Source organism: Shinella sumterensis (genome assembly GCF_004514425.2).
Taxonomy (GTDB): Bacteria; Pseudomonadota; Alphaproteobacteria; order Rhizobiales; family Rhizobiaceae; genus Shinella; species Shinella sumterensis.
Genome location: NZ_MYFN02000003.1, coordinates 130236 through 145620 on the forward strand (window position 1 = coordinate 130236; position 15385 = coordinate 145620).

Annotated in this window: 16 protein-coding genes; 5 read left to right on the top strand and 11 right to left on the bottom strand. The window is 63.9% G+C overall.

What is annotated here, in order from left to right:
• Positions 1-86: 86 nt before the first annotated feature.
• Positions 87-1340: an MFS transporter gene (locus B5M41_RS07680; RefSeq protein WP_134650045.1), complete on the top strand. Its 1254-nt coding sequence runs from the start codon at positions 87-89 to the stop codon at positions 1338-1340.
• 59 nt (positions 1341-1399) lie between these two features.
• Here the strand turns inward: B5M41_RS07680 and gndA are convergent, their stop codons facing one another.
• The 5 genes from gndA to ccoG form a co-directional block, all read right to left on the bottom strand.
• A complete protein-coding gene (gndA, locus tag B5M41_RS07685; RefSeq protein WP_134650046.1) occupies positions 1400-2830 on the bottom strand; it encodes an NADP-dependent phosphogluconate dehydrogenase in 1431 nt (476 codons plus the stop codon).
• A 170-nt stretch (positions 2831-3000) separates the two neighbouring features.
• Positions 3001-3156 (bottom strand): cbb3-type cytochrome oxidase assembly protein CcoS, encoded by a 156-nt coding sequence (gene ccoS, locus B5M41_RS07690; protein WP_134650047.1) that lies wholly within the window; start codon positions 3154-3156, stop codon positions 3001-3003.
• Positions 3153-5447: a cation-translocating P-type ATPase gene (locus tag B5M41_RS07695; protein ID WP_134650048.1), complete on the bottom strand. Its 2295-nt coding sequence runs from the start codon at positions 5445-5447 to the stop codon at positions 3153-3155. The genes ccoS and B5M41_RS07695 overlap by 4 nt, the downstream gene beginning before the upstream one ends.
• Positions 5444-5941 (bottom strand): FixH family protein, encoded by a 498-nt coding sequence (locus B5M41_RS07700; protein ID WP_134650049.1) that lies wholly within the window; start codon positions 5939-5941, stop codon positions 5444-5446. Before B5M41_RS07700 ends, B5M41_RS07695 begins: the two co-directional genes overlap by 4 nt.
• On the bottom strand, positions 5941-7509 hold the full coding sequence (ccoG, locus tag B5M41_RS07705; protein WP_134650050.1) for a cytochrome c oxidase accessory protein CcoG: 1569 nt from the start codon (positions 7507-7509) through the stop codon (positions 5941-5943). The genes B5M41_RS07700 and ccoG overlap by 1 nt, the downstream gene beginning before the upstream one ends.
• 236 nt (positions 7510-7745) lie before the next feature.
• Here ccoG and B5M41_RS07710 point away from each other — a divergent pair, with 236 nt between their 5' ends.
• From B5M41_RS07710 to B5M41_RS07720, 3 genes are all read left to right on the top strand, one after another.
• Entirely contained in the window at positions 7746-8162 is a 417-nt protein-coding gene (locus B5M41_RS07710; protein WP_134650051.1) for an SRPBCC family protein, read from the top strand.
• A complete protein-coding gene (locus B5M41_RS07715) occupies positions 8159-8515 on the top strand; it encodes a VOC family protein (RefSeq protein ID WP_134650052.1) in 357 nt (118 codons plus the stop codon). Before B5M41_RS07710 ends, B5M41_RS07715 begins: the two co-directional genes overlap by 4 nt.
• 117 nt (positions 8516-8632) lie before the next feature.
• Positions 8633-9370, top strand: a complete 738-nt coding sequence (locus B5M41_RS07720; protein WP_134650053.1) for a GGDEF domain-containing protein — start codon at positions 8633-8635, stop codon at positions 9368-9370.
• 52 nt (positions 9371-9422) lie between these two features.
• On the opposite strand, the gene ccoP is transcribed toward B5M41_RS07720, so the two are convergent.
• The 4 genes from ccoP to ccoN are packed head-to-tail and all read right to left on the bottom strand — an operon-like array spanning position 9423 to position 12815.
• Entirely contained in the window at positions 9423-10286 is an 864-nt protein-coding gene (ccoP, locus tag B5M41_RS07725; RefSeq protein WP_134650054.1) for a cytochrome-c oxidase, cbb3-type subunit III, read from the bottom strand.
• Between the two features lie 2 nt (positions 10287-10288).
• Positions 10289-10441, bottom strand: coding sequence for a cbb3-type cytochrome c oxidase subunit 3 (locus B5M41_RS07730; protein ID WP_134650055.1), 153 nt, complete (start codon positions 10439-10441; stop codon positions 10289-10291).
• Between the two features lie 11 nt (positions 10442-10452).
• A complete protein-coding gene (gene ccoO, locus B5M41_RS07735; RefSeq protein ID WP_134650056.1) occupies positions 10453-11184 on the bottom strand; it encodes a cytochrome-c oxidase, cbb3-type subunit II in 732 nt (243 codons plus the stop codon).
• A gap of 11 nt (positions 11185-11195) precedes the next feature.
• A complete protein-coding gene (ccoN, locus tag B5M41_RS07740) occupies positions 11196-12815 on the bottom strand; it encodes a cytochrome-c oxidase, cbb3-type subunit I (RefSeq protein WP_134650057.1) in 1620 nt (539 codons plus the stop codon).
• 206 nt (positions 12816-13021) lie between these two features.
• Between ccoN and B5M41_RS07745 the strand changes: the two genes are divergently transcribed.
• Positions 13022-13501 (top strand): hemerythrin domain-containing protein, encoded by a 480-nt coding sequence (locus tag B5M41_RS07745; protein WP_134650058.1) that lies wholly within the window; start codon positions 13022-13024, stop codon positions 13499-13501.
• Positions 13502-13507: 6 nt separating this feature from the next.
• On the opposite strand, the gene B5M41_RS07750 is transcribed toward B5M41_RS07745, so the two are convergent.
• Together B5M41_RS07750 and B5M41_RS07755 are read right to left on the bottom strand one after the other, a co-directional pair.
• Positions 13508-14137 (bottom strand): PAS domain-containing protein, encoded by a 630-nt coding sequence (locus B5M41_RS07750; protein WP_230640018.1) that lies wholly within the window; start codon positions 14135-14137, stop codon positions 13508-13510.
• A 312-nt stretch (positions 14138-14449) separates the two neighbouring features.
• Positions 14450-15379 carry a lipid A biosynthesis lauroyl acyltransferase gene (locus tag B5M41_RS07755; protein ID WP_134650075.1) on the bottom strand — a complete coding sequence of 310 codons (930 nt, stop codon included), beginning with the start codon at positions 15377-15379 and terminating at the stop codon, positions 14450-14452.
• Positions 15380-15385: the final 6 nt, after the last annotated feature.

Sequence of the window (15385 nt, forward strand, 5' to 3'; positions counted from 1 at the left end):
GTGATGATAGGGCTGTTGCGGGCTGTCCGTTTTTGCGGCATCGAACAGGTCACGAGAGAAGCGGACTGCGGCGGAGCGACATCGCAATGGACCATGAAAAGCAGAGATTGAACTACGTGTTGTTCCTCGTCGCCGGGGCAGGTCTTGTGAATGTCGCAAGAGCGATGACCCTGTCGTTCCTCGCCATCAAGCTACAGCAGAGTTTTGGCCTCGGGCCTGCCATGATCGGCGTTCTGCTCGGTATCGGCCCCCTGGTGGGCGCGGTCGCCGCGCCGCTTGCGGGCTCGCTGTCCGACAAGGTGGGACGCAAGACCGTCCTGACGCTCACGCTGCTTTCCATGGCGCTTGCCATGGTCGGCATGGGCATTGCCGAAACGGTGCTTGCCTTCTGCCTCGCCCAGATCGTCGCGGCCGTCGCCATCGCGATCAACGAACCGGTCTCACGCGCGCTGATGAGCGATGTATGCCCTGAGCCGATGCGCCTCAAATATTTCTCCTGGCGCTACACCGCTATCAATTTCGGCTTTGCCGTCGGCCCGTTGATCGGGATTGCGGCGGGCGCAGCATCCACGACGCTTTTCATCGTTTCGGGCATCGTCTACGCGCTCTTCGCATTGGCCCTGCATCTCCTGAAGGTTCCGCTCCACCGTCCTGCCGCGGTAACGATCGGCGCGCCCAAAATATCGGTGCTTCAGAGCATCAGGACAGCGATCCGCGATCCCCGTCTGGCCTTCTTCGTCGGCGGCGGCACCCTGCTGGTCGCCGTCCACGGCCAATGGTCGGCGACGCTTGCGCCCTATCTTGCCGGCAACATTGCCGGCGGCGTGGAAATCTTCGCCTATATCGTCTCCATCAACGGCGTGGTCGTGCTGCTCGGAAATCCGTTCGCCCGCCGCTTCATCGAGCGCGCCGGCGCGCTGAACGCACTCGTGATCGGCTGCCTGCTGTTTCTTGCCGGCGAACTCGGTTTCCTGGCATCCGGCGGCCTCTGGGGACTTGCGATCTCGATGGCGGTTTTCACCATCGGCGAAATCCTTGTCGTCCCGTCGGAATACATGCTGGTCGACGGCATCGCGAACGACGATAACCGCGGCAGCTATTTCGGCGCCCATTCCTTCTCGACCGTCGGCAATTTCATCGGGCCGACGCTCGGCGGCCTCATGCTGGGGGCGTTCGGCGGCCCGGGCATGTTCCTGCTTTTTGCCGCCTTTGCGGCCGCCAGCGCCATCCTCTTTGCGATCGGCACCAGAATGCCGCCACCCAGGGCATCGGCGGCACTCACGCCGGCGACCGCATCGGGAGATATGGCCGGCCCTCACCTGCGCGGCCTCTACGCCTGAGGCTTTCACAAATGCCCATAAGCAAAAGGCCCGGTCTCTCGACCGGGCCCTTTGTGTTCTCAGCCGTTCAGGCCGGAGCCCCACGGACCGTGGTGGCTGTCGGCGCCGTCGAGGCGGTCGAAGCCGTGGGCGCCGAAGAAGTCGCGCTGGGCCTGGATAACGTTGGCCGTGCCGCGGCCGCGGCGGTAGCTGTCGAAATAGCCGAGCGCGGAGGCGAGTGCGGGAACCGGCAGGCCGTGCAGCGCAGCGGCCGAAACGACGCGGCGCAGCGCGCCGTCGGTTTCCTTGACCATGGCGGCGAAGGCCGGCGTGACGATGAGGTTTGCCGCATCCGGGGCCTTGGTGAAGGCGCTGGTGATCTCGTCGAGGAACTGCGAGCGGATGATGCAGCCGGCGCGCCAGATCTTGGCGATCGTCGGCATCGGCAGGTTCCAGTTATATTCCTTCGAGGCGGCGGCCATGACGGCGAAGCCCTGCGCATAGGCGCCGATCTTGCCGGCCAGAAGCGCGCTTTCGAGATCCTTGATGAAGGCGGCCTTGTCGGCGACCGAGAGTGCCGGCACATCCGGCAGGCCGAGGATCTTTTCGGCGGCTTCACGCTCTGCCTTGAACGACGAGATGGAGCGGGCGGCAACGGCGGCTTCGATGCCGGTCGCCGGCACACCCATGTTCTGGGCTTCGATGGCGGACCACTTGCCCGTGCCCTTCTGGCCGGCCTTGTCGAGGATCATGTCGACCATCGGGCCACCAGCGATCGGGTCCTTGGCGGCGAGAACCTTTTCGGTGATCTCGATGAGGTAGGATTCCAGGCGGCCCTTGTTCCACTGGCCGAAGACCTCGCCGATCTCGGCGGCGCTCATCTTCAGGCCGTCGCGCAGGATGCCGTAGATTTCGGCGATCATCTGCATGTCGGCATATTCGATGCCGTTGTGGATGGTCTTGACGAAGTGGCCGGCGCCGTTCTCGCCGAGCCAGGCAACACACGGATCGTCGTTGTACTTGGCGGCAATCGAGGTCAGAACCTTCTCGACGCGCTTCCAACTATCTTCCGTGCCGCCGACCATGATGGACGGGCCATGGCGCGCACCCTCCTCGCCGCCGGAAACGCCCATGCCGATGAAGGTGAGGCCGGAATCCTTGAGCGCATCGAAGCGGCGCATCGTGTCGCGGAAATTCGCGTTGCCGGCATCGATCATGATGTCGTTCTTTTCGAGGTAGGGACGCAGCAGATCCATCTGCTGGTCGACCGCCGCACCGGCCTGGATCATGATGATGATCGGACGCGGCGGGCGGATGGCGGCGACGAATTCCTCGATGGTCTCGCAAGGTACGATCTGGCCCTTGAGATCGCCGGCCTCCTCGTAGAACTCCTTCGTGCGCGCAACGGTGCGGTTGAACACCGCGATCTTGTTGCCCTTCTCGGCGATGTTAAGCGCAAGGTTGGACCCCATCACGCCGAGACCGATAAGACCGATTTCCGCCTGTGCCACGATAGTACCTCCGTAGGTATGGCGCGGCGGGGATGAATTTCGGAACCGTGCCGAAAACGCCGCGCGAAAAGAGAGAGTGGAGCATCGCTCCAGCGCGCGTGTTTTGGCATTCAAATCGATTTACGACAAGGGATTGTTTGAATTCCCCGCCATTTTAGAACCCCTCGAAACTACCTGTCCGGCCGGTCGTCGCCATCGTCGAGGACACGCCAGGCGGCACCCTCCACATCGTCGTACTGCCCGCTCTTGAGCGACCAGAGAAAGGCCGCAAGCCCGAGCGCGCCGAGGAAGAGCGCGATGGGGATGAGGAAGATGAGCGTGTTCATGCCGCCTTCACCAGGGTGTTGACCGGACGCGCCGCATCCGCTGCGCGTGTCGCAAAGGCCGGCAGGCGTCCGCGCAGGCGCAGCGAATTGACGACGACCGTAATCGACGATGTGGACATTGCTATGGCCGCAATCAGCGGCGTCGCGTGCCCGAGAATGGCGATGGGAATGGCGACGACATTGTAGCCGATGGCGAGCGCGAAGTTCTGGCGGATCAGGCGTCCGGCCTTTCGCGCGGTCTCGATGGCGAAGGGCACGGCCTCGAGGCTTTCATGCAGGAAGACCAGGTCCGCCGCCTGGCGGCCGACATCGGCAGCACTGGCCGGCGCCATGGAGACATGCGCCGCCGCCAGTGCCGGCGCATCGTTGATGCCGTCGCCCACCATGAGGACACGATGACCGCTTGCGGCACGTTCGGCGACCGCCTCGGTCTTCTCACGCGGCGAAAGACCGGCCTGCCAGCGCTGGATGCCGAGCAGGCCGGCAATGCGCGAGACCGCCGCAGGCCGGTCGCCCGACAGGATCGCCATAGCGATGCCGTCCTCGCGCAGCGCGCCGACCGCCTCGCCGGCCCCGGCGCGCAGGGCGTCCTCGAAGCGGAAGGTCTCCAGCACGACGCCGTCCCGCGACAGCACGACCTCTGAAAGCCCGTGCATCTCCTCGCCGCCAACGGCCCTGCCGGCCGCAAAGGCGCGGCTGCCGAGGCGAAGCAGGCCCTGCGGCGTTTCGGTCTCAAGCCCGCCGCCCGCGATTTCCCGGACCTCGGTGAGGACGGGCATGGGACCGGGCACCGCACCGGCAAGCGCCACGGAAAGCGGATGGCGCGAATGGGCCGCCAGCGCCGCCGCAAGCGCAAGATGGGCGCGATTGACGCTATCCCGGTCGACAAGGCGCGGCTTGCCGAGCGTCAGCGTGCCGGTCTTGTCGAAGACGGCGGTGTCGATCTCGGCCAGGCGCTCCATGGCCGAACCATCCTTCACCATGACGCCGCCGGCAAACAGGCGGCCGGCCGCCACCACCTGCACCACCGGCACCGCAAGCGCGAGCGCGCAGGGGCAGGTGATGATCAGCACCGCTATGGAGACCATGAGGGCATGTTTCCAGTCGCCGTCATAAAGACCCCAGCTGAGGAACGAGCCCAGCGCCATGACATGCACGACGGGCGCATAGATCTGCGACGCACGATCGGCGATGCGGCGATACCGCGCCCTGCCGCCTTCTGCCGCTTCCATCAGGCCGATGACCTCCGACAGGAAGGAATCGCGGGCGGTCGCGACGGCTTCGACCAGAAGCGAGCCGGTGAGGTTCATCGCGCCCGCCTCGAGGCGGGTGCCGGGCCCGGCGGCAAGCGGATCGCTCTCGCCGTTGACGATGGAACGGTCGACATCGCTTGCCCCCGTCAGCACGCGGCAATCGACGGGAATACGCTCGCCCGCGGCGATGGCGAGATGATCGCCGACAGCGATCTCCTCGACCGGCCGATAGTCGCGCGACCCGTCGGGCAGCATCACCATCGCGCCGCGCGGCGAGAGGCGGGCAAGGCCGGTGATGGCCGAGCGGGCGCGATCGCGCATGACATGGTCGAGCGTGCGGCCGATGAGCAGGAAGAACAGCAGGCTGACGGTGGCGTCGAACCAGGCATGCTCGGCGCTGTGCAGCGTCTCCCACAACGAGAAGACATAGGAAAGCGTGATCGCGATGGCGATCGGCACATCCATGTTGGTGCGGCCGTGGCGCAGCGCGTTCCAGGCCGAGCGGTAGAAGAAGCGGCCGGCATAGATCAGCGTCGGGCCGGCGATGAAGGCGGAAATCCAGTGGAACAGGTCGCGCGTCGCGGCCTCGGCGCCCGACCAGACGGAAACCGAAAGCAGCATGATGTTGGTGGCCGCGAAGCCGGAAACGGCGACGGCGCGGATCAGCTGGTTGCGCAGGAGGTCGTCGCCTTCCGCGGCAAGCGAGAAGAGATGCGTCTCGTAGCCCGTGGCGGCGATCGCCGCCGCCATGGCCTGCGGATCGGTCGGCGCGCCGCCCACCTCCTCCTTCCACACCACCGAGACCCGGCGGGTGGAAAGGTTGACGCGCGCCCGCTCGACCTCCGGCAGGGCTTCGAGTGCAGTCTCGATGGTGGTGATGCACGCGCCGCAATGCACGCCGGGAACGCTCAGGTCGCTCTGGCGCAGTCCCGGCCCAACCGGGCGGCTGGCGAGCAGCAGTTCCTCCGACGACGGCAAGGCATGGCGGGCGCGCTCGGCCTCCATCGCGCCTTCCGTTCCGGGTGCGCAGCAGCTCATTGGCGGCCTCCTGCGACGACGGTGCGCAGCGTCTGGTGGAACACCTTCGCACCCTGATGCCGCGTGGCGATATCGATCACCCACTGGCCGGCGGGCACATCGCGCTCGGCAACGAACCGCCCCGCACCCGAGGGCACGAGCGACAGGGTGAAATCCTCCCGCTCGTCCACCGGACGCTTGAAGGTGGCCGAGACCTCGTCGGCGACGACGGGCTGGCCACCGGCATCGACCACATGGTAGACGACGCGGCCGTCCTTGATGACGATATCGCCCTCGATGCCGCTCGCGGCAAGCCGCTTGGCCTCCTCCACCTTGCCGTTGAACTGCTGACTGGCGACATAGGTGTTCGGCACGACCAGCCCGCTCCAGGTCCGCACCGCGTTCCACGCCATGAAGACGTTGACCGCGATGATGGTGCCGAAGAACAGCACCATGACGAGGAGCATATGCCAGCCCGTGAAGACGAAACCGCGTTGTTTGCTTTCGGCGACCATTATCGTGCTCCCGGCATGTTGAATTTGGCGGAATAGGCCCTGCTCTCGTGACCCTGGCGATCTTCCGCCACGATCCGGAAGCCGTCGGCCGCTTCCGCCAGCTTGTCCTTGGGCAGGGTGACGAAGACCCTGAGCGCCGTCACCTTGTCCGGATCGGCCGGCACGTCGACGCTGCGGCCATCCGTGTTGTCATGGCCGGCGATCTTCATGACGGCCCCCGGCATGCCCTCGATCGACACGGTGATGACGCGCGGTTCGGGGATCATGTTGAGCAGCTTCACGGCGTAGCCGTTGCGGATCGAGCCATCCGATTCCACGACGAACTGGGGATTGCGGTCATGGATGACGTTGAGGTCCAGCCGCTCGCGCGCCAGAAGTGCGTAGACCAGCGCAAGCCCCGCCAGCGACCAGACGCCGAAATAGAGCAGCGTGCGCGGACGGAAGATGACCCGCCAGTCGAAATGCCTGACACGATCGTTGAACGTGCCGTCGGCATTGCGGACGCGTGCCGGCGCGATCGGCTGCGTGCCGCCTGCGGTAGCGAGCGCCATGTTCGCCGCATAATCCGACAGGGTGGCATAGGCGATCAGGCCGCGCTCCTTGCCGACCTTGTCCATGACATTGTCGCAGGCATCGATGCAGAGCGCGCAGGTGATACACTCCATCTGCTGGCCGTCGCGGATATCGATGCCCATGGGACAGACCACGACACAGGCGTTGCAATCCACGCAATCGCCGACGCTCTCCCCGGCTGCGATGGCCTTCTTGGCATGGCGGGTGCGCGGCTCGCCGCGCCAGTCGTTATAGGTCACGACCAGCGAGCTTTCATCGAGCATCGCCGCCTGGATGCGCGGCCACGGGCACATATAGGTGCAGACCTGCTCACGCATCAGCCCGCCCAGAACGTATGTCGTCGCCGTCAGGACCGCGACGGTGATATAGGCGACCGGCGGCGCCTGCAGCGTGCCGAAATTGACGAGCAAGGACGGTGCGTCGGCGAAATAGAAGATCCAGGCACCGCCCGTAGCGACGGCAATAACGAGCCAGATGGCATGCTTGCTGACGCGCTTCCAGACCTTGGAGAGCGTCCACGGCCCGGCATCGAGCTTCATGCGCGCATTGCGATCGCCTTCGATGGCGCGCTCCACGACAAGGAAGAGATCGACCCAGACCGTCTGCGGACAGGCATAGCCGCACCAGGCGCGCCCGACCGCCGAGGTCACGAGGAACAGGCCGAAGCCCGCCATGACGAGCAGGCCGGCCACGAAGAAGAATTCCTGCGGCCAGATCTCAATGAAGAAGAAGTAGAAGCGACGGCCGGCGAGATCGATGAGCACCGCCTGATCTGGCGCATAGGGACCGCGATCCCAGCGAATCCACGGCGTCAGGTAATAGATGCCGAGCGTCACGAGCATGATCAGCCACTTGAACTGGCGAAAACGACCCTGGGCGCGCTTGGGAAAAATCTTCCTGCGCTTCTCGTAGAGCGGCTTGCGCACCTTGGCCGAGTTGACGGGCTCGGCCTCGTGGCGCTCGATGGTCGTGTCTGCGGTGTAGACGGTCGTCATGATATGCGGATGTCCCGGAATCTTCTGCCTGTGCCGGGGACAATGACGCCAACGGGGCGCCGCATCGTTGATCTACGTCAAGTTTGGTGGGCGTTACGGCCGCCATGGGCGTGGCGCGTTGCCGCACGAATGCGTCGCACATACCCTATGCCGCTGTCGAAAAGACTGACATGTTCACTTTTCGTTCGACAAATAAGCCTGTTCCAACGTATCCTGCGTCGATGAGGAGAGCGCCCATGACCACCCTGACCGCCCGCATCATCCACCGCAGCATCGATCGCGATTGGCGCGCCGTTTACGCCTTCGCAGCAAAGCCGGAGAACATGCCGCTCTGGGCTTCGGGCCTCGCCTCGGGGCTGACGCGTGACGGTGACGACTGGATCGCCGACGGCGGGCCGATCGGCAATGTGCGTGTCCGGTTCGCGCCGGCCAACGATTTCGGCGTCATCGATCATACCGTCATCCTGCCGGACGGCCGGGTCGTCGAAAACGCCCTGCGCATCGTTCCGAACGGTGATGGCGCGGAGGTGATGTTCACGCTGCTGCGGCAACCGGATATGGATGACGCGGCCTTCGAGTCGGATGCGGCGCATGTGGCCCGCGATCTCGACGCGTTGGCCAAACTGATGGAAGACAGGGAGTTGCCGCGATGAGCAGCAGAGGCGCCGATCGCAAGATCGACTATATCGAGTTCAACGTCGCGGATATCGCCCGCAGCAAGGCCTTCTATGGCAGCGCCTTCGGCTGGACCTTCACGGATTACGGGCCGCAATATTGCGAGTTTCAGGACGGCCGCCTGACCGGCGGCTTTACCACTACGGCCCCGGTTCGCGCTGAGGGTGGCCCGCTGATCATCCTTTTTGCCGACGCGCTTGAAGAGACATTGGCCCGCATCGAGGCGGCAGGCGGAACGGTGGTGCAGCCGATCTTCGACTTTCCCGGTGGACGCCGCTTCCACTTCACCGATCCAGACGGATACGAGCTGGCGGTCTGGTCCGACCGTTGACCGGCTCGACTGGCGTCAATCTGACGGCGTGAAGCATTTTTACCCTTGGAATTCAGGGATTTTCAACGATCGCCTCCTAGTGACGAGTCCAGCGGTTAAATCAGCGTGGGCTCGTCGATGTACGCAATTCTGGGCAGGACCTTACTGGTCGCGGTGCTGTCGACGGTCGCATCGCTCGTGATCAGCTTCGCCTTCGTACCGATGATGGGCGGCCGCGTGGCTGGCGCAGGCCTGATCATGACCATCGTCTGCCCGATCGCCATCTCCATCCCCGCCTCGCTCGTGCACTTCTATCAGGCCGACCGTCTGCGCCGCGCCAATACGGCGCTCGCCGAGGCGCGCGATGCGCTGGAAAAGGCCTATGCCCGCCTGCAATACCAGGCCCGGCGCGATGCCCTGACCGGCCTGCTCAACCGGGCAGCCTTCATGGACGAGATTGCCGCATCCAGCAACGACGGCGCGAATGGCGGCCTGCTCTTTCTCGATGTCGATCATTTCAAGTCGGTCAACGACCGGTTCGGCCATGCGGCGGGCGACGAGGCCCTGCATCTCATCGGCGCCGCCCTCCAGGGCCTGTCTCAGGAGAACGACATCGTCGGCCGCCTCGGCGGCGAGGAGTTCGCGATTTTCCTGCACGGCGCGTCGGCCGAGCGCATGCTCGATCATTCGCAGGCGGTGCGCGAGGCGGTCGCCGCCATCGATCTTCGCCACCCATCCGGCATCCGCATACCCCTCGGCGTCAGCATCGGCGCCTTCCATTGCGCGCCCCGGTTCGATCCGGCCGAGGCGCTCGCCGCCGCCGACCGCAATCTCTACCGGGCGAAATCGGCAGGCCGCAACACGGTCGTCGCATGAAAAAGGCCGCGTTCGACGCGGCCTCTTCCTGTGTCATGTCTGGTCTCGGCGATTATTCGCCGCCGCCCAGCGAGTGGACGAAGATCGCAAGCTGCTTGACCGAAGCATCGCCCAGGCGCGGCAGCCAGCTCGGCATCACGCCATGCTTGGGCGCGCGGACCTGCGTGGCGATGGCCGCCTCGCCCTCGCCCTTCAGCCAGATGGCGTCCGCGAGGTTCGGCGCGCCGAACTCGCGGTTGCCCTTGGCGTCATCGCCGTGGCAGGCGGCGCAGTTGTCGGCGAAGATCTGCCTGCCCGGCTCGACGAAGCTGGCATCCGACGGCGTCCCCGTCAGGCTGACGACATAGGCCGCCACCTGCTTGATCTGCACGGGCTCCAGGATTTCGCCATAGGCCGGCATTTCCGAAATACGGGTCTCGTCGTCGCCGGGGTTGCGGATACCGTGCGCGATGGTCTGGTAGATGTCATCCACCGAGCCGCCCCAGATCCAGTCGTCGTCGTTGAGGTTCGGGAAGCCGGCGCCGCCGGCAGCGCCGGAACCATGGCACTGCGCACAGTTGACCTTGAAGGCCGATGCGCCGCCCGCGATTGCGAACTGCGAAAGCTGCGGATCGGCCATGATCTCCTGAAGCGAGGAATTGGCGATGCGGTCGACGAAGGCGGACTGCGCCTGCTTGGCCTCCGCCAGCTCGGTCGCGATATTGGCGCGGCTCGACCAGCCGAGAACGCCCCTTGTGGCGTCGCTGACCAGCGGCCATGCCGGAAAGGCGATGGTGTAGCCGATCGCCCAGAGGATCGTCGCATAGAACGTCCAGACCCACCAGCGCGGCATCGGGTTGTTCAGTTCGCGGATGCCATCCCATTCGTGGCCGGTGGTTTCGACGCCCGAGATTTCGTCAATATGTTTCTCGGCCATGATCAGTCCTCCTTGAGAGGGATTTCAGCGGCCCGTTCGGCGGCCTTGCGGGCGCCGGGGCGGAGTGTGAAGCCGACGACGGCGAGGAAGAACAGCGTCATGGCGAGCAGGCCCCAGCTGTCGGCGAAGTGGCGCATGGCGGTATAGGTTTCCATGATCCACCTCCTCAGCGGTAACCGCTGGCATCGTCATAGGTGGAGAAGTCCACCAGCGTGCCGAGCATTTGCAGATAGGCGACAAGCGCATCCATTTCGGTGAGCTTCGCGGGATCGCCGTCGAAGTCGCCGAGCTTGGCCTTCGGATAGCGGGCCTCCAGGCCGGACGTGTCCGCGTTCGGATCCGCCTGCGCCTTGATATCGGCTGCCGCGTTCTCGATCATCTCGTCCGTATAGGGCACGCCGACCTTGCGGTTTGCTTCGAGATGCAGGGTGATGTTCTTCACCTCCAGCGGCGTCTCCTTGAGGAAGGCGTAGCTCGGCATCACCGATTCCGGCACGACCGAGCGCGGCTCGATCAGGTGCTGGACATGCCACTCGTTCGAATAGCGGTCGCCGACGCGGGCGAGATCCGGCCCCGTGCGCTTCGAGCCCCACTGGAACGGATGGTCGTACATCGACTCCGCAGCCAGCGAGTAGTGCCCGTAGCGTTCCACCTCGTCGCGGAACGGGCGGATCATCTGGCTGTGACAGACGTAGCAGCCTTCACGGACATAGATGTCGCGGCCCGCCAGTTCGAGCGGCGAATAAGGCCGCATGCCCTCCACCTTCTCGATGGTGTTTTCGAGGTAGAACAGCGGGGCGATCTCGACGATGCCGCCGATGGTGACGACCAGGAGCGAGCCGACGAGGAGAAGCGTCGCGTTGCGTTCGAGGATCGCGTGTTTGTCAAGAATGGACATGGTGTCCCCTCCTATTCGGCCGGCTGGAGCGCAGGTGCGGCACCCGGGATCGGGGCTTCGTCACGCTGGTAGCCGAGGATTGTCATGGTCACGTTGTAGGCCATGATGAGCGCCCCCAAGAGGAACAGCCCGCCGCCGACGGCGCGCAGCACGTAATAGGGGAACATCGCGGCGACGGTTTCGGCGAACGAATAGACCAGGAAGCCCTGCTCGTCGTATTCGCGCCACATCAGGCCCTGCTGGATGCCGGCGACCCACATGACCGCCGCGTAGACGACGATGCCGAGCGTGGCGAGCCAGAAGTGCCAGTTGACCATGCGGATCGAGTAGAGCCGTTCGCGCTTCCACAGCTTCGGAACGAGGAAGTAGACCGCGCCGAAGGTGATGAGGCCGTTCCAGCCGAGCGCGCCCGAATGCACGTGGCCGATGGTCCAGTCCGTGTAGTGGCTGAGCGAGTTGACCGACTTGATCGACATCATCGGGCCTTCGAAGGTCGCCATGCCGTAGAAGGCGACGGCCATGACCATCATGCGCACGATCGGATCGGTGCGGATCTTGTCCCAGGCGCCCGAGAGCGTCATCAGGCCGTTGATCATGCCGCCCCACGAGGGCATCCACAGCATGATCGAGAAGACCATGCCCAGCGTCTGCGCCCAGTCGGGCAGCGCCGTGTAGTGCAGGTGGTGCGGGCCGGCCCAGATATACATGAAGATCAGGGCCCAGAAGTGGATGATCGACAGGCGGTAGGAATAGACCGGACGGTTCACCTGCTTGGGAATGAAGTAGTACATCATGCCCAGGAAACCGGCCGTCAGGAAGAAGCCCACGGCGTTATGGCCATACCACCATTGCGTCAGCGCATCCTGCACGCCCGAGAAGGCCGAGTAGCTCTTGACACCCAGGAACGACACCGGGATCGCCAGGTTGTTGACGATATGCAGCATCGCCACCGTCACGATGAACGACAGGAAGAACCAGTTCGCCACGTAGATATGGGGTTCCTTGCGGGTCATGATCGTGCCGAGGAAGGCGACGAGGTAGGCGACCCAGACGACGGTGAGCCACAGGTCGACATACCATTCCGGCTCGGCATATTCCCTGCCCTGCGTGATGCCGAGCAGATAGCCGGTGGCGGCCATGACGATGAAGAGCTGGTAGCCCCAGAACACGAACCAGCCGAGATTGCCGCCGAAGAGGCGCGCGCGCGAGGTGCGCTGCACCACATAGAACGACGTCGCGATCAGCGCATTGCCGCCAAAGGCGAAGATCACCGCCGAGGTGTGCAGCGGGCGCGTGCGGCCGAAGTTCAGCCAGGGCTCGATGTTGAGATCGGGAAAGGCCAGTTGCAGCGCGACCACGACGCCGACCAGGAAGCCGACGACGCCCCAGAAGACGGTTGCGATGACGCCGTATTTCACGACCTCGTCGAAGTAACTGCCATCGTCGGACGAGGCCGCGACCTTGGCCGGGGCGAAGGAAATGCGCCGGATCATGAAGACCGTGCCCGTCAGGAGCACGAAGAAGAGGACCCACATATGGGCCCCGAAAAGCTTGTCCTGGGCAAACGCCGCGCCGAGCAGCGCGAGGAATGCGCCCACGGCAAGGACGATTGTTTCCGTTGTATATTTCATCGTTGGCATCCCCCAACTCTCGAATGTCCCGCATAAGCCGTTCCCACGCGGAATCGGCCTTTGCGCTCGAATGAGCCTTCGCAGATGCGCACGCCAGCATCCTTGACATGGATCAAGGCGCAGATCGGAAGCCGGGGTCATCAAGGGGACAGGTTGACGCAGCCCGCCATGCGACGCGCAGCATCCAGAAAACGAGGACATATGAGATGACGGACCACACTGGTATTGCCCGGCTGCTTTCGGACCGCCCGATGGATGCCGTTTCGCTCGACTGGTTGAAGAAGGCCCATGATGCGCAGCTCGCGCTGTGCGAAGCGCTGGAAGACATCGCCGACAGCCTGCCGGCCAACATCAACCGGCAAAAATGCATGTACGCCGCCAAATTATTGATTCCGCTGGTCAACGGCGTGCATCGTTACGAGGAGGAAACGCTGTTTCCCCTGCTGGAGAAACAGCGCGCACATGACGGCGAACTGACGGAAGCCATCGCGCGACTGAAGTTCGAGCATGTCGAAGACGAGTGTTTCGCCGAGGAGCTGACCGACACGCTGACGCGGCTCGGCAGCGGTGACGCCGGGGTCAACGCGGAAGCGGCGGGCTACATGCTCCGCGGCTTCTTCGAATCGATCCGGCGCCATATCGCCTTCGAGCAGCAGTTCATGCTGCGCGGGCCGCTCGTTTCATGAGGGGGCTCACGCCGCCATCGGGTCGCGCGACAACTCCTGGCAATCCTGGAGAACGAGGATGGCGCCGATCACGTCGCCGGCCGCCGACAGGCAGGGCGTCATGCGGCAACGGGTGACGGCGCTGCCGCGCCCGCTGGATATGTAATCGTATTCCACCAGCTCGCCGGCAAAACATCGGTCGAGATGCCGCTTCACGCGTGCCTCGAAGCGCTGAAGGCCGATGAATTCCACGATATGCCGACCGACGAGATCGATGGGCTTCTGGCTGAAGCGGCTGGCATTGAGCGCGTTCGAATAGATGTAGCGGTAATCCGTAGTAACGACAGCAACGCGATCGGGCAGGCTGTCGAGGATCGCTTCGTTCAGAAGGCCGTCCTCCGTGACACGCGACACGCCGCTCGGGCGTATGGCATCGATCGCCGGAACGGAGAAGGGACCTGCCGCCTCCTGCGTGCCAAAATACCTGTCGAGCAAAATCTTGAGGCTTTGCGCCTGCCGAAGCACGCAGGCCCTGTCGTCGGCATCCTCCCGCAGAAGATCCAGCGCGAACTGGAACTGGCAGCGAAGGTCGCCGACATTCTGCGCCTCCTGCTGGAGCACGGCGGCGAGCGCCGGCTCTATTTCCCTGTCCAGCATGGAGATGAGCTTCTCATCCCCCGTTCTTACAGCATACTGTAGTTGCGAATACTTAAACCAGAATAACTCTATAAGAGCTTTCAATGCATGCTCCCCAAAATTGCTGACAACTACAGCAATCAGCCATCCATATTATTCATATTATTGAGAACAGGATTCCTCTCCCCCCTGACACCTCCCTGAAACCGCCGTCCAAAGCGCTTACATTAGCAAAATGGTAACAGCGTCGGAAAAGATGTCAAACGACAAATTGAAAGAAAAAGGCTGAAGTACGTACGTAAAAGCAAAGTTCCAATAAAAAATGATAAGCCTTCAAGTAATAAGGCTGTGCTTGATATTCCAGCGATCATGATACCAGAGCCATTGGCCCGGATATTCGCGCACCCACTGCTCCACCTTGTCGTTCAGCATCTGCGCCGTGGCATCGACGTCGACGGCGCCGTTCGGCTTGCGCGGAATGCTCATCGCCGGCTCGATCTCCAGGCGGTAACGATTACCGGGAAGCCGGATGGAGCGGGCCGGATAGACCTCGCAGTCGAACTGGCGGACCAGCTTGGCGAGCAAAGGGTTGGTCTGCACCGGGCGACCGAAGAACCGCGTCGGCAGGCCCCGGGTGAACTTCTGGTCCACGAGCACGCCCACCGGCTGGCCGGCTTCCAGCTTGCGCGCCAGCGTGAAGGACGAACCGGCGTGGGACGGCACCAGACCGCCCATGCGCGCGCGGCGGAATTCAAACACCTTGTCGGCGACGTAGGGGTTGTTCGGCGGCCTGAACAGCACCGTCACGTCAAGCCCGAAGGCCGCGCCCGCGACCGGCAGCAGCTCGAAATTGCCGGTATGGGCGGTGAAGACGATGAACGGGCGCGGATTGTCCCGAAGGTCGACGAAGATCGGAATGCCGGACACTTCGACACGGCCGGGCGTCGAGCGCGCCGGATCGAAATCGAACAGCTTGTCGAGGAAGACATATTCGGCGGCGAGGCGCCCCATATTGCCCCAGGCGTCGAGCGCGATCGCCTGGATATCCTCATCCGTTTTTTCCGGAAAGGCATTGCGCAGATTGGTCAGGGTCAGCCTGTGGCGCTTCGTCCTGGGACCGATCCAGCGCGCGACCCGGTCGGCGAAGTTGATCGCACCATCCGCCGGCAGCAGCTTCAGGAGGTTGAGCAGGCCGAAGGCGAATTGCGCCTCCAGCCATTGCTTCGTGTTCCTGAGCGCCAGAACAAGGCGGGTGATGATCATCTTCAC

What these genes read in the sequence shown, in the direction of transcription:
- B5M41_RS07750 (WP_230640018.1), bottom strand. Translation starts at nt 14,137, where the DNA reads ATGCTGGACAGGGAAATAGAGCCGGCGCTCGCCGCCGTGCTCCAGCAG.
- B5M41_RS07700 (WP_134650049.1), bottom strand. Translation starts at nt 5,941, where the DNA reads ATGGTCGCCGAAAGCAAACAACGCGGTTTCGTCTTCACGGGCTGGCAT.
- B5M41_RS07730 (WP_134650055.1), bottom strand. Translation starts at nt 10,441, where the DNA reads ATGGAAACCTATACCGCCATGCGCCACTTCGCCGACAGCTGGGGCCTG.
- ccoN (WP_134650057.1), bottom strand. Translation starts at nt 12,815, where the DNA reads ATGAAATATACAACGGAAACAATCGTCCTTGCCGTGGGCGCATTCCTC.
- B5M41_RS07695 (WP_134650048.1), bottom strand. Translation starts at nt 5,447, where the DNA reads ATGAGCTGCTGCGCACCCGGAACGGAAGGCGCGATGGAGGCCGAGCGC.
- B5M41_RS07720 (WP_134650053.1), top strand. Translation starts at nt 8,633, where the DNA reads ATGTACGCAATTCTGGGCAGGACCTTACTGGTCGCGGTGCTGTCGACG.
- ccoG (WP_134650050.1), bottom strand. Translation starts at nt 7,509, where the DNA reads ATGACGACCGTCTACACCGCAGACACGACCATCGAGCGCCACGAGGCC.
- B5M41_RS07715 (WP_134650052.1), top strand. Translation starts at nt 8,159, where the DNA reads ATGAGCAGCAGAGGCGCCGATCGCAAGATCGACTATATCGAGTTCAAC.
- B5M41_RS07680 (WP_134650045.1), top strand. Translation starts at nt 87, where the DNA reads ATGGACCATGAAAAGCAGAGATTGAACTACGTGTTGTTCCTCGTCGCC.
- ccoS (WP_134650047.1), bottom strand. Translation starts at nt 3,156, where the DNA reads ATGAACACGCTCATCTTCCTCATCCCCATCGCGCTCTTCCTCGGCGCG.
- ccoO (WP_134650056.1), bottom strand. Translation starts at nt 11,184, where the DNA reads ATGTCCATTCTTGACAAACACGCGATCCTCGAACGCAACGCGACGCTT.
- B5M41_RS07755 (WP_134650075.1), bottom strand. Translation starts at nt 15,379, where the DNA reads ATGATCATCACCCGCCTTGTTCTGGCGCTCAGGAACACGAAGCAATGG.
- B5M41_RS07710 (WP_134650051.1), top strand. Translation starts at nt 7,746, where the DNA reads ATGACCACCCTGACCGCCCGCATCATCCACCGCAGCATCGATCGCGAT.
- ccoP (WP_134650054.1), bottom strand. Translation starts at nt 10,286, where the DNA reads ATGGCCGAGAAACATATTGACGAAATCTCGGGCGTCGAAACCACCGGC.
- B5M41_RS07745 (WP_134650058.1), top strand. Translation starts at nt 13,022, where the DNA reads ATGACGGACCACACTGGTATTGCCCGGCTGCTTTCGGACCGCCCGATG.